The sequence below is a fragment of the Dactylosporangium sp. CA-052675 genome (assembly GCF_050947935.1).
Lineage (GTDB): Bacteria > Actinomycetota > Actinomycetes > Mycobacteriales > Micromonosporaceae > Dactylosporangium.
This window is the reverse complement of sequence record NZ_CP192010.1, coordinates 3,984,514-3,997,980: the sequence shown is the minus strand read 5'-3', so window position 1 is coordinate 3,997,980 and position 13,467 is coordinate 3,984,514. Positions and strand designations below refer to the sequence as shown.

Annotated in this window: 10 protein-coding genes; 7 read left to right on the top strand and 3 right to left on the bottom strand. The window is 73.2% G+C overall.

What is annotated here, in order from left to right; all coding sequences use genetic code 11:
* Positions 1-72 precede the first annotated feature (72 nt).
* On the top strand, positions 73-1,371 hold the full coding sequence (locus tag ACQP1P_RS18295; RefSeq protein ID WP_433087879.1) for a hypothetical protein: 1,299 nt from the start codon (positions 73-75) through the stop codon (positions 1,369-1,371).
* A 437-nt stretch (positions 1,372-1,808) separates the two neighbouring features.
* Complete coding sequence (locus ACQP1P_RS18290) at positions 1,809-2,729, top strand: hypothetical protein (protein ID WP_433087878.1); 921 nt, start codon at positions 1,809-1,811, stop codon at positions 2,727-2,729.
* A gap of 178 nt (positions 2,730-2,907) precedes the next feature.
* On the opposite strand, the gene ACQP1P_RS18285 is transcribed toward ACQP1P_RS18290, so the two are convergent.
* The 3 genes from ACQP1P_RS18285 to ACQP1P_RS18275 form a co-directional block, all read right to left on the bottom strand.
* Entirely contained in the window at positions 2,908-4,332 is a 1,425-nt protein-coding gene (locus ACQP1P_RS18285; protein WP_433087877.1) for a glycosyl hydrolase, read from the bottom strand.
* Between the two features lie 298 nt (positions 4,333-4,630).
* Positions 4,631-5,548, bottom strand: coding sequence for an ROK family protein (locus tag ACQP1P_RS18280; protein WP_433087876.1), 918 nt, complete (start codon positions 5,546-5,548; stop codon positions 4,631-4,633).
* Positions 5,545-7,989 carry a glycosyl hydrolase 2 galactose-binding domain-containing protein gene (locus tag ACQP1P_RS18275; protein WP_433087875.1) on the bottom strand — a complete coding sequence of 815 codons (2,445 nt, stop codon included), beginning with the start codon at positions 7,987-7,989 and terminating at the stop codon, positions 5,545-5,547. Before ACQP1P_RS18275 ends, ACQP1P_RS18280 begins: the two co-directional genes overlap by 4 nt.
* 171 nt (positions 7,990-8,160) lie before the next feature.
* Here ACQP1P_RS18275 and ACQP1P_RS18270 point away from each other — a divergent pair, with 171 nt between their 5' ends.
* From ACQP1P_RS18270 to ACQP1P_RS18250, 5 genes are all read left to right on the top strand, one after another.
* On the top strand, positions 8,161-9,174 hold the full coding sequence (locus ACQP1P_RS18270) for a LacI family DNA-binding transcriptional regulator (RefSeq protein ID WP_433087874.1): 1,014 nt from the start codon (positions 8,161-8,163) through the stop codon (positions 9,172-9,174).
* A 209-nt stretch (positions 9,175-9,383) separates the two neighbouring features.
* Positions 9,384-10,694: an ABC transporter substrate-binding protein gene (locus ACQP1P_RS18265; RefSeq protein WP_433087873.1), complete on the top strand. Its 1,311-nt coding sequence runs from the start codon at positions 9,384-9,386 to the stop codon at positions 10,692-10,694.
* Between the two features lie 51 nt (positions 10,695-10,745).
* On the top strand, positions 10,746-11,603 hold the full coding sequence (locus ACQP1P_RS18260) for a carbohydrate ABC transporter permease (RefSeq protein ID WP_433087872.1): 858 nt from the start codon (positions 10,746-10,748) through the stop codon (positions 11,601-11,603).
* The gene (locus tag ACQP1P_RS18255; RefSeq protein WP_433087871.1) at positions 11,600-12,415 is read left to right on the top strand and encodes a carbohydrate ABC transporter permease; all 816 of its coding nucleotides are present in this window, start codon (positions 11,600-11,602) and stop codon (positions 12,413-12,415) included. The genes ACQP1P_RS18260 and ACQP1P_RS18255 overlap by 4 nt, the downstream gene beginning before the upstream one ends.
* 16 nt (positions 12,416-12,431) lie before the next feature.
* Complete coding sequence (locus ACQP1P_RS18250) at positions 12,432-13,457, top strand: LacI family DNA-binding transcriptional regulator (RefSeq protein WP_433087870.1); 1,026 nt, start codon at positions 12,432-12,434, stop codon at positions 13,455-13,457.
* The last annotated feature ends 10 nt before the right edge of the window (positions 13,458-13,467 follow it).

Sequence of the window (13,467 nt, the reverse complement as noted above, 5' to 3'; positions counted from 1 at the left end):
GGCGCCGCGGCCGGCCACCCGCCGAGATCACCCGTCACGACACCGAATCGGGACTGTGGCAGGATGGCGCGCGTGGCAGACGCCCCCGACCGGCACGAACAGCGCCGCCGCGCGGAGCTCGCGGGGGTGGCGGCCCGGTTGCGCGAGGTCGGCATCGAGCCCGCGTTCGGCCCGCTCACCCCGACCTACGACTTCTACGGGCGGGTGCCCGAGAACCTGACCGGCCTCGTCGTCGGCGAGCCGCACAACACGGGCCGGATGCAGGTCACCGTGGTGGCCGCGCGGCGGCTCGTGCCGCCGGGTGAGGGCGGGCTCTCCGCCGACGGGCACGTCTGGACGCGCGACGTCGACATCGAGCACGACCTCGCGGCCTCCGACGACGTGGTGTTCGAGGTGACGCTGCTCGACGGGTTCGGGGACGCGGCGGGGAACGAGTCGGTCTGGGCGCCGCGGCAGCTCGTGCGCGACGAGGAGGCCGTGGTCGACGCGGTGCGGCTCTGGCACGGGTACCGCGACATGCTCCGCGCCACCCCGCCGAAGCCGGCCCCGGAGCGCCGCCGGGCCCTGCGCGCGCGGACGGCCGCCGCGCGCCGGGCCGCCGCCGCGGCGCCGAAGGTGCGCCGGCCCGCCGCCGGCGAGCTGCCGGCGGCGCTCGCGGGGCACCTGGCCGGGCTCGACGACGCCCGGCTCGCGTTCAACTTCCCGCGGGACCGCAGCGGCAAGTACGTCCGCAGCGCCGTCGTCGCCCTCGCCGGAGACGGCACCGCGCTGAGCAGGCGGGCGCCCTGGCTCGCCGTGCGGGCCGACGGGGACACGCTCGCCGTCGGGGTCGAGGGGCTCATCGGCGCGAACCAGGACCACCGCTGGGACCGGCTCCCGTGGCTGTGGAGCGCGACGCACGCCGACGCTCCGGCGGCGGTACGGTGGCAGCTGCCCGACGCCGGAAGCGCCCGCCCCGTCGTGAGCCTGCTCGACCGGCACGCGCCCGCCGAGGCCTTGCGGCGGTGCGGGGTCGAGCTGGACGAGGAGCTGACCGCGCTGCTGGCCGGCTACCCGATCACCTACGGCTTCGCCCGGCACACCGAGACCTGGGTGAAGCGGCTCTTCGAGCAGCTGCAGCTCTGCGCGCCGTGGCGGCTCGCGGCCGCGTACGAGGTGCACCAGGACGAGCGCCGGGCGGTGCGCCGCCCGACGGGCGAGCCGATTGCGCTCTTCGGGCTCAAGGGCGTGAACCAGCAGTCCAAGCCCATGGTGGGCCTCGATGTGCACGACGGCGCGGCGCGGCTGAGCATGATCTGGTCGGCGAGCAACGTGCGGCTGTCGCAGGAGCTGTGGCAGTGCCCGGCCGACCTCGAGGCGGAACTGTTCTAGAGCACGGCATCGCGCATCGCGGTCGTGGCCGCGTGGGTGCGCAGCCCTGCGGCCACCGCGCCCGATGCGCGGCGCCGACGGGCGCCCGGCTGCGACGTCGCCCAGGGCCACCACTACGCCGGTCGGTCGCGCCGCCGACGAGGTTCACCATGCCGATGGGCGTCCCGCGGATGTCGGACGCGAGCGCCGCGATGTCGTCGATGTCCGCCCCGGGCGGGGTGCCGTCCCGAGCCGCCGACCCCCGCCACACCACCACCGGCGGCAGCAAGACCACCACCGACGGCCGCGAGGACCGCGGCTGCGCACAGTCCGGCGAGCCGCGCCGCCTCCCCGTCGGATGCCGTCGCCGTCAGGTCGCGACATTTACGACATGTCCGAAATTTCGTTCGGTCGTTAGGCCGAGGAACGGACTCGGACTCGGACAGGGAGCCACGACGATGAACAGACTGCGGGCGGCACTGCTCGGCGCCGGGCTCGGCCTGCTCGCGACGGCCCCCGTCCCGTCCCCGGCCGCCGCCGCGGACGTCGTCACCTCGGTCGCGACCGTCCCCGGCGTGCACGACATCAGCCCCGACCACCACGGGACCGTCTACGTCACCGACCCGGCCCGGCACCGGATCCTGGCGGTCCGCGACGGCGCGGCGACGGTGTTCGCCGACCAGATCGCCGACCCGGCGGGCCTCGCCGTCGACGGGCACGACAACGTCTACGTCGGCACGGGCTACGGCCGCATCCTCCGGTTCACGCCGGACGGGGCCCGCACGATCTTCGCCGTGGGCAAGGGGGCCGTGCTGGCGGTGGCGATCGACCCCGCCGGCAACGTCTACTGGGCCGAGACGAACACCGTGCGGAAGGCGACGCCGGACGGGCACGCGGCCCGGTTCGCGCAGGCCCCGCGCCCGGCCGCGCTCGCCGCCGACGGCGCCGGCACCGTGTACGTCGCGACCGCCACCCAGGTCCTCGCGATCACCGCGGCCGGGACCCGCGCGCCGATCGCGACCGGCCGGACGCAGGCCCTCGCGGTGGACGCCGGCGGCACGCTCTACGCGAGCGACGGGTGCGCGGTGCGCCGCCTCCCGGCCGGCCCGCCGCCCGCCGTGTGCGCCGGTGCCCTGGCCGTGGCCGACGGGGTCCTGTACTACGCCGACGCCCGGACCGGCCAGATCGGTCGCGTCGGCCCCGCCGCCGCCCCCGAGCCGAGCGCCGCCCCGACCCCGGGGACCACCCGGGTCGCCGCCGCGCCCGTCCCGCCGTCCGGCGACGGGCCCGGGGCCGGCGTCGCCGCCGCTCTGCTCGCGGGGGTCGCGCTGCTCGCCGCCGCCGGTGGGACGTTCGCGCACCACCGCCGCACCGGCTGACCGCCGGGCATCGCCGCGGCCATGCCCGTCGTGCGACGGCGGCCGACGTCATCCACCCGGTCGTGGCCACCTTCGGATCGCACCGGCGCCGGGCCGGCACCGGCCGGCTCGGCCTCCGACGCTCCCGCCCGGGAAGCAGTGGTGCCCCGGCGAGGGAGCCGCCGGGGCACCACCCGGGCTATGGCAGGACCCAGTTCTGGTTGGTCTGCCCGTTGCAGGCCCAGATCTGGATCTGCGTGCCGTCGGCGCTGCTCTGCCCGGTCGCGTCCAGGCACCGGCCCGTCTCCGGGTTCACCAGCGTCTGGCCCGAGCGCGTCCACTGCTGGTGCGTGTTGCCGTTGCAGTCCCACAGCTGGACCTTGGTGCCGTCGGCGTTCACGCCCCCGGCCACGTCGGCGCACTTGCCCAGGGCTCGCAGCGTGCCGTCGGTCCCCACCGTCCAGTTCTGGGCGCCGGTGCCGTTGCAGGTGTACAGCTGGATCTTCGTCCCGTTCGCGGTGCCCGCCGCGGCCACGTCGAGGCACTTGCCGGCCAGGCCCTTGATCGGCCCGGTGCCGCCCGGGTTCGTGGTGCCACCGAAGTGGATGTCACCGCGGTGCAGCACGCGCGGATCGTAGTAGGTGCGCTTGATCCCGTCGTTGGTGTTCCACGCCGGGTCGGTGAGCCAGCTGATCCACACGCTGAAGAACGTCCACCGCGGCTGGGCCGTGATCGTCTCCGGCGTCGGCACCGTGCCCACCTCGGACAGCCCGATCGGCTTGCCGGCGGCGATGCCGAGCATGGCGTTGTACCAGGCCTGCGTCGGCTGCTTGTTCACCCAGGCGTCCAGCGTGGCGACGTCCACATAGGACGCGCCCGGCCAGTAGTCGGCGACGTGGCTCTCACCGCCGGCGACGTCCTTGAGGTTCCACACCCACACCAGGTTGCTCAGGCCCTTGGTGCCGGCCAGGTAGTCGTGGGTGATCTGGTAGAGCTTGCGGCTGCCGTCGGCGCCGGGGCGCCCGCCCCACCACGACCAGCCCTCGTTCATCTCGTGCTGGGGCCGGAAGAGCACCGGGATGCCGCTGTTCTTCAGGTCCTGCAGGTAGGGCACGGCCTCGTCGAGGCGCCGCTTGAACGCGGTGTTCAGCCCGGTGCCGTCGGTGACGAGCTCGTTCCACTGGGCGTCGGTCAGCTTGCTCTCGATGGCGCCGGTGCCGTAGTCCCAGTGGCAGGACGAGCCGACGGTCGGCGGGCACATGTGCCACACGAGGGCGGGGACGGTGCCGGCCGCCCACAACGACTTCGCCTGCGCGATGACGGTCGGGCGGGCGTTGATGTCGTTCTGCTCGAACGCGAAGTCGCCGGCCCACTCGCCCGGGTACACGCCGGTGATGTCGTGGACCTTCTGCTGCCAGGTGTTCGGCGCGGAGCTGGGGCCGTCCTGCTGGCCGGAGATGATCGAGCGGCCGGTGATGCTCCGCAGGTAGTTCACGACGTCGGCGGCGGTGGCGGTGCCGCTCGGGGTCGGGGCCGCACTGGCGGGCGCGGCGGCGGCGAGCGCGGCCGAGACGGCGAGGGTGACGGCGGCGAGGGCCGCGCCCGCTCGGCGGGGTGATCGCATGAGCCAGGTCCTTTCGTCTGCTGAACCGGTCGTTTGCTGAACCGGTACTGAACCGAGTAAGGCAGCTAAAGGCAGTTAAGTCAACCGATGTCTACAGGCCCCGGCGCGGCCGCCCGACCAGGCCCGCGTCGCGGCCCCGGGACGCCGGCCCGACCCGCAGGTGGCGCAGGAACGCCGTGCAGGGCCAGCGCGGCCGCCCCGAACAGCCCCGCGTCACCGCCCCGGGACGCCGGCCCGACCCGCAAGCGGCGCAGGAACGCCGTGCAAGGCCAGCGCGGCCGCCCCGAACAGCCCCGCGTCACCGCCCCGGGACGCCGGCCCGACCCGCAAGCGGCGCAGGAACGCCATGCAAGGCCAGCGCGGCCGCCCCGAACAGCCCCGCATCACGGCCCAGGGCCGCCGGCCCGACCCGCAAGCGGCGCAGGAACGCCATGCCGCGCCGCGCCTGCAGCGCCCGCCGCAGCGGGTCGAAGAGCACGTCCCCGGCCTCGGCCACGCCGCCGCCGACGACGACCCGGTCCACGTCGCACAAGGCGGCCGTCGTGAGCAGCCCGGTCGCGAGGGCCTCGGCGCCGCGGTCGAACGCCTCGCGCGCCACGGGGTCCCCGGCGCCGGCGGCGGTGGCCAGCGCCCGCGCGTCCGGGCCGGACCAGCCCCGCCCGCGCGCCCAGCGGACCATCGCCGGGCCGCTGGCGAAGGTCTCCACGCAGCCGACGGCGCCGCACGGGCACGCCTGGCCGCGCGGGTCGACGGTGATGTGGCCGATGTGCCCGGCGTTGCCGGTCGGGCCCAGGTGCGGGCGGCCGTCGAGCACGAGGCCGCCGCCGATGCCGGTGGACACCACGACGCCGAGCAGCGAACCCGGCCGGCCGCCGCGCCACCACTCCCCCAGGGCCATGCACTGGGCGTCGCCGGCCAGGCTCAGCGGTACGGCCGGAAGCCACCGCGCCACCGTCGCCGCCAGCGGGAAGTCCCGCCACGCGGGGATGTTCACGGGGCTGACGGTCCCGCGCTCCCGGTCCAGCGGCCCGGCCGAGCCGATCGCGGCGGCGTCGACGTGCCGCGGCCCGGTCGCGGTGACCACGCGGCGCAGCACCGCGACCGGGTCGTCACCCGCGATCGGCTCCTCGGCGCGGGCGTGGACCTCGCCGTCGGCGTCGATGACCGCGGCCGCGAACTTCGTCCCGCCGACGTCGACGGCGAGCACGCGGGTCACGGCCGGGCCTCGTTCACGCACCGCAGCACGGGATGCGCCACGAGCGCCCGGGCGTCCAGCTGCGCCGGGCTGTCGACGGTGAACCGGACGGACTCCCCGGGCAGCACGGTGACGAGCTGGTCGTCCACTGTCGCGTCCGGGTGCAGGCGGTCCGGGAACAGCGCCAGGTCCCGCAGGACCGTGCGCGCGGTGATCGACACCGCGTAACCGCCCGGGATCGCCTCCACCCGCGCGTCGAAGGCGGCCGGCGGGAACGGCACGTGCGGGTCCTCGGCGAAGAAGCGCAGGTCGCGCCGCCCGTCGAGGGCCGCCTCGAGCACCTGGTCCTTGTCGCCGGCCGGGGCCGGGACGTGGACGACCGAGCGCGGAGCCGCCGTCACCGCGACCGACTCGGTGCGCAGCGCCGCGCCGTCCAGCGCCCGCAGGGTCAGCGTCAGGGTGCCCGTCCAGGGCTCGGCGGTGTCGTTGACGACCGCGACCCCGTCCTCGTGGAAGGTGAGCAGGCGCGGGGCGTAGGCGCGGCGCAGCGCGTACCAGAGGGGCTTGCGGCGCCGCCCGCCGTCGACCGCGGCCCAGGAGGTCACCGGCCAGCAGTCGTTGAGCTGCCAGACGAGCGTGCCCATGCAGTAGGGCATCAGGGCCCGGAACCGCCGGACCCCGAAGGCCATCGCGCGGGCCTGGTTGAGCTGCGTCCAGTAGTGCCAGTCGTCGAACGTCTCCGGCCGGGGCAGGTGCTCGCCGAGGCCGGACAGCAGCTTCGCGTTGCCGTCGACCGCCTTCTGGTGGTGGCGCACGCCGGGCGAGTCGGGGGTGAGCGGGTCGTCGGTGACCGCGGCGCGCAGGGTGGCGTAGGCGGGCGGGCCCTGGAAGCCGAACTCGGCGACGAACCGCGGCGTGTAGGCGCCGTAGTGCGTCCAGTCCTTCGAGCCCCACACCGTCCAGATGTGGATGGTGCCGGCGGCCGGGTCGTGCACGTCGCGGTCGGGGGCGCCCGAGTACGGGGTGCCGGGCCAGTACGGCCGGGCCGGGTCGAGCTCGGCGACCAGGCGCGGCAGCAGGTCGAAGTAGTAGCCGGCGCCCCAGCTGAGCCCGCCGAGCTCGGCGGGCCAGCCCCAGTGCTGGTGGCCCTCGATGTTCTCGTTGTTGCCGCACCACAGCACCAGGCTCGGGTGGCCCATGAGCCGCGCGATGTTGTCCCGCGCCTCCGCCTCGACCTCGGCGGCGAACGGCTCCTCCTCCGGGTAGGCGGCGCACGCGAACGGGAAGTCCTGCCAGATCATCAGGCCGAGCTCGTCGGCGAGGGCGTAGAAGTCGTCGGACTCGAAGACGCCGCCGCCCCACACCCGCAGCGCGTTGGCGCCCGCGTCGATCGCCTGGCCGAAGCGCTCGGCGAGCTCGGCCGGGCCGGTGCGGGCCGGGAACGGGTCGTCGGGGATCCAGTTGAAGCCGCGCACGAACACGGGCTCGCCGTTGACGACGAGCCGGAACGCGTCCGGGTCCAGCTCGACGGCGCGCAGCCCGACCCGGCTCGTGCGGGTGTCCCCGGCAGCGGTGACGACGAGGTCGTACAGGTGCTGCTCCCCATGACCGCGCGGCCACCACAGCCGCGGCTCGGGGATGTCCACGCGCAGCGTGAGCTCGTCCTCGCCGGGCGCGAGCCGGCCCTCGGCCCGCACCCCGCCGACCGTGGCGGACACCTCCACCGCGGCCCCGGCCGCGGCCCGCACCCCGCCGACCGAGGCGGACACCTCCACCGCGGCCCCGGCCGCGGCCCGCACGGCCCGCTCTACGGTCACGGTGACGTCGACGCCGTCGGGGCGCGAGCTCGTGCGGGTCTGCGCGATGCGGGCGCCGGACCAGGAGTCGAGGCCGATCGGGCGCCAGATGCCGGCGGTGACCAGCGTGGGGCCCCAGTCCCAGCCGAAGTTGCAGGCCATCTTGCGGATGAAGGCGTACGGCTCGTCGTACGGGCCCGGCCTCGCCCCGAGCCGCGCCGCCTGCGCCAGCGCGTACTCGTAGGGCGCGGTGAACGCGATCTCGAGGTCGTTCGCGCCTTCGCGGAGCAGCCCGGTGACGTCGAAGCGGTAGCGGCGGTGCATGTTGCGCGTCTCGCCGGCCCGGTGCCCGTTCACGGTGATCGCGGCGATCGTGTCGAGGCCGTCGCAGACCAGGTCGACGCGGTCGAAGCCCTCGGGCCGCCACTGGAATCGCGTGGTGTACCGCCAGTGCGTCCGCCCGATCCAGCCGAGCGCGAGCTCGTTGTCGTCTCGGTACGGGTCGTCGATGAGCCCGGCGGCGAGCAGGTCCGTGTGCACGCTGCCCGGCACCGTGGCCGGGACGCCCGCCAGGCTCGCGGGGCGTCTCCAGCGCGGGTCCTCCCCGGTGCCGGCGGCGGTGCCGGTGGCGGTGACGGTCCAGCCTTCGTGCAGCGAGCGGTACATGGGCGGCCCCTGTGTCGAGTGGTGTAGCCTCGGCCCGAACCCTGGCTCTGAACCGAGTAAGCGCGCTCAACGTAGCCAGGGCAACGCGGGGTGTCAATGGCTCGGGTAGCGACAGGAGCGCGTTGTGGAGCTAGCATCGCCTGAACCGAGAAAGACGCCGAGGGAGCCGAGGTGAAGCGACCGACCATCGCCGACATCGCCCGTGAGGCCGGGGTGTCGAAGGGCGCGGTGTCCTACGCGCTCAACGGCCGCCCGGGCGTCTCCCCCGCCACCCGGGAGCGCATCCTCGAGGTGGCCGGCCGGCTCAACTTCCACGCCGACAGCAACGCCCGCGCGCTGGCCGGGGCCAAGGCCCGCGTCGTGGGCCTGACCCTGCAGCGGCCGCCGAGCACGCTGGGCGTCGAGCCGTTCTTCATGGAGCTGATCAGCGGCCTGGAGCTGGAGCTCTCCCGCCGCTCCTACGCCCTGCTGCTGCAGATGGCGGCCGGGCGCGACGAGGAGCTCGCGTTCTACCGCCGCTGGCACAGCGAGGGCCGCGTCGACGGCGTGCTCGTCTGCGACGTGCGCACCGGCGACCCCCGCGTCCCGGCGCTCGAGGAACTCGGCCTGCCCGCGATCGTCATCGGCCCGCCGGACGCGAGCGGGTCGCTGCCGAGCGTGTGGTCGGACGACGCGCAGTCGATGGTGGAGGCGGTGGAGTATCTCGCCGCGCTCGGCCACCGCCGCGTCGCCCGCGTCGGGGGCATCGCCGAGTTCGCGCACACCGCGATCCGCACCGACGCGTTCACCGCGGTCTGCGCGCGGCTCGGCCTGCCCGACGCCGTGACGGTCGCGGCCGACTACACCGGCGAGTCCGGCGCCCGGGCGACCCGGCGGCTGCTCAGCGCCCAGGACCGCCCGACCGCGATCATCTACGACAACGACATCATGGCGGTGGCGGGCCTGACGGTCGCCCACGAGATGGGCGTCGCCGTGCCGTCGCAGCTGTCCATCATCGCCTGGGACGACTCCCCCGTCTGCCGCCTGCTGCACCCGCCCCTGACCGCCCTGACCCGCGACATCGGGGCCTACGGCGTCCGGGCCGCCCACCTGCTCCTGGCCGCGATCGACGGCGACCCGGTGACGAGCACCCACGGCGCCCCCGCCCACCTGAGCCCCCGCGGCAGCACCGCCCGCCTGATCTGAGCACGCGACCGCCCACCGCCGACCACACCCCGCCCCTCCGATCCCACATGCGCCGTGAACCCGCAGTCCAGCGGGGCTTTTGGCCTGTCCGAAACGCACTATTTGTCGGCTTATAACGGTTCGGTGAAGACGCTTTACCGCGGTCGCGCCGCGATGCCATATTGCCTCCGCTCTACTAAAACGCTTTAGGCCCGAATGGAGCGCACCCCATGATCAGACGAGCGTTCGTCGCCATACTCGCCGTCACCGCCCTCGCGACGGCCGCGTGCGGCGGCTCGAGCAAGTCCGGCCAGTCGGACGAGGCCCTGTCCCCCACCGACGCCGGCGCCGTGTCCGGCGACATCACCGTGCTGACCAACCGCACCGACCTGGTGACCGACGGCACGATGCAGCGGTACGCCGACCAGTTCAAGCAGCTCTACCCGAAGGTGAACGTCAAGTTCGAGGGCGTCACCGACTACGAGGGCGAAGTCAAGATCCGGATGAACACCGAGAACTACGGTGACGTCCTGCTGATCCCCAACACGGTGTCCACAGAGGACTATCCGAAGTACTTCGCCCCGCTCGGCAGCGCGACCGACCTGCAGAACAAGTACAGCTTCACCGACAAGGCGAAGGTCGGCGACAAGGTGTACGGGGTCGCCGGCTTCGCGTACGTCAACGGCTTCGTCTACAACAAGGACGTCTGGAGCCAGGCGGGCGTCACGGCGTGGCCGAGCACGCCCGAGCAGTTCGTGGCCGACCTGCAGGCGATCAAGTCGAGGACGAGCGCCACGCCGTACTACACCAACTACCACGACGGCTGGCCGCTGAGCTCCTGGTCCAGCGTCGTGGGCTCGGTCAGCTGCGACCCGAAGGCGAACGACAAGCTGCCCACCACCGACCCGTGGGCGGCCGGCGCCGACCTGAGCACCGGCGACACGCTGCTCTACGACATCGTGAAGAACAAGCTCTCCGAGGCCGACCCGACCACCACCAACTGGGAGGACTCGAAGGGCGCGCTCGCCACCGGCAAGATCGCGACGATGTGGCTCGGGTCGTGGGCCATCGTGCAGATGCAGGACGCGGCGAAGAAGGCCGGCAAGGACCCGAACAGCATCGGCTACATGCCCTTCCCGAAGCAGGTCGACGGGAAGTTCTGCTCGGTCGTGGCGCCGGACTACCAGTACGCGATCAACAGCCACTCGAAGCACAAGGCGGCCGCCCGCGCCTGGTTCGACTGGTTCATCGACAAGTCCGACTCGGCCGCGGTGAACCAGGCCGTCTCCGCGGTCAAGGGCGCCCCGATGCCGCCGGCGCTGCAGCCGTTCACCGCGGCGGGCGTGAAGTTCATCGAGCTGTCGCAGGCCGAGTCGGCGAAGCTCACGAAGATCGACAACGCCTCCGAGGTCGGCATCAGCAAGCCCGACTACCGCCAGAAGATCGTCGACACCGCCCGCGGCGCGGCGCCCGGGGATCTCAAGGGTATCTTCGCCGACCTGACCAAGCGCTGGACGGAAGCGGCCAAGACCGTCGGCTGATCCAGGTGGCGGGCCGGTCTCGCCGGCCCGCCTCTCGGCGAAAGGAAGCCCGTGAGAAGGTTCACCCCCTGGATCTACCTGCTACCGGCGCTGGCGCTGCTGGTCGTGTTCACGTACGTCCCCGTCGGCAGCATGGTGGGGTACAGCTTCACGGACTGGGACGGCCTGAGCGACGATCCGGCGTTCGTCGGGGCCGACAACTACCGGGAGCTGTTCACCCGCCCGGAACTGTTCCAGGTGTTCTTCGTCAGCCTCTACTACGTGGCCGCCTCCGCGGTCCAGATCGCGCTCGCCCTCTACTTCGCGTTCATCCTCAGCTTCAAGCTGCGGCTGCGGAACCTGTTCAAGGGCATCCTGTTCTTCCCGTACCTCATCAACGGCGTCGCGGTCTCGTTCGTCTTCCTGTACTTCTTCCGCCCCCACGGCACCCTCGACTCGGTGCTGGCGCTGTTCGGCGGCCACCCGGACAAGCTCTGGCTCGGCGACCCGGACCTCGTGAACGTGTCGCTGTCGGGCGTCTCGGTGTGGCGGTTCACCGGGCTCACCTTCGTGCTGTTCCTCGGCGCGATCCAGGCGATCCCGGGCGAGCTGTACGAGGCCGCGGAGCTCGACGGGGCGGGCCGCTGGCAGATCTTCCGGCACATCGTCGCGCCCGGCATCCGCCCCATCATCAGCCTGAGCGTCATCCTCGCCGTCTCCGGGTCGCTGTCGGTCTTCGAGATCCCGTTCGTGATGACCGGCGGCGCGGGCGAGTCCAAGACGTTCGTGATCCAGACCGTCAAGCTCGCCTTCCAGTTCAACAAGACGGGGCTCGCCTCGGCCGCGGCCGTCGTGCTGCTGCTCATCGTGCTGCTGGTCACCTGGCTCCAGCGGCGCCTCGTCCCCGACGAGAGGACCGACCTGACATGAGAGCGAACCTCCTGCGCTACACCGTGCTGGTCCTGGCTTCTGTCGTGGTGCTGCTGCCGCTCGTGACCGTGTTCCTGACGTCGCTGAAGACGCCGGAGGAGATGGCCGGCGGCGACACCCTCGCGTTGCCGCACCACTGGCTGAACTTCAGCAACTACGCCACCGCGTTCAGCTCCGGACGCATGCTGAACGGGTTCCTGAACACCGGCATCATCCTGCTGGTCTCGGTGCTGGGCACCGTCCTGGCCGGCACCCTGGCCGCCTACGCGCTCGACCGCTTCCAGTTCCGGTTCAAGCGCCTGGTCGTCGGGGCGTTCCTCGTCGCCACCCTGGTGCCCGGGGTGACCACGCAGGTGGCGACGTTCCGGGTGATCGACACGCTGGGGCTGTTCGACTCGCGGTGGGCGCCGATCCTGCTGTACATGGGGACCGACATCGTCGCCATCTACATCTTCATGCAGTTCATGCGCGGGATCCCGGTCTCGCTGGACGAGGCGGCCCGGCTCGACGGGGCCTCGACGTTCAAGATCTACCGATCGGTCATCCTGCCGCTGCTCAAGCCGGCGATCGCCACGGTCGTCATCATCAAGGGCATCTTCGTCTACAACGACTTCTACATCCCGTTCCTCTACATGCCCTCGGAGGAGCTCGGCACCATCTCCACGTCGCTGTTCCGCTTCAAGGGCCCGTTCGGCGCCCACTGGGAGACCATCTCGGCCGGGGCGGTCCTGGTCATCCTGCCGACCCTTATCCTGTTCCTGCTGCTGCAGCGGTTCATCTACAACGGCTTCACGTCCGGGGCCACCAAGTGACGATTCAGGGAACGCCGTGAGACGCCCCACCATCAGCGACATCGCCGAGGCCGCCGGCGTCTCGATCGGCGCCGTGTCGTTCGCCCTCAACGACCGGCCCGGCGTCTCGGCGCAGACCCGCGAGCGCATCCTGGCCATCGCGGCCGAGATGGGCTGGCAGCCCAGCGCCGCCGCGCGCAACCTCTCCGCGGCCCGGGCCGAGGCGATCGGGCTGGTGATCGCCCGCGACGCGGCGACGCTGGGGGTGGAGCCGTTCTACATGAAGTTCATCGCCGGGCTGGAGACGGAGCTGTCGGCGACCGGCACGGCCCTGGTGCTGCAGGTGGTCGGCGACCACGAGAAGGCGATCGAGGCGCTGCGCGGGCTGTGGGCGGCGCGGCGCATCGACGCGACGATCCTCACCGACCTGTGGGTGAACGACGAGCGGGTGGCGGCCCTGGACCGGCTCGGCCTGCCCGGCATCCTCGTCGGCCACCCGTCGGTCCGCCCGCCCGGCGCCGGCACCCCGGCGGTGTGGAGCGACGACGCGGCCGCGCTCACCGAGGCGGTCGGCTACCTGGCCGGCATCGGGCACCGGCGCATCGCCCGGGTCGGCGGCCTCGTGTCGCTTTCACACACGCGCATCCGCACCGCCGCGTTCCGGGCCGCGGCGCGCCGCCACGATCTCGTCGCCGCCGAGGTGGTCGACACCGACTACACGTGGGAGGCGGGGGCCTGGGCGACCGAGCGGCTGCTGACCGCGGCGGAGCCGCCGACGGCCATCATGTTCGACAACGACATCATGGCCACGGCGGGCCTGCACGTGGCCCGCAAGCTGGGCCTCGACGTGCCCGGGCGGCTCTCGATCGTGGCCGGCGACGACTCCCAGCTGTGCGAGATGGCGTTCCCGGCCCTCAGCGCCCTGGCCCGGGACGTGCACGCCTACGGCGCCCACGCCGCCCGCGTGCTGCTGGCGTTCCTGGCCGGCGCTGCCCCGGTGGACTACCAGGACGCCACGCCCCGCCTGCTCCTGCGGGACAGCATCGCGCCGCCGCCGCGCTGAGGCGGTTAGG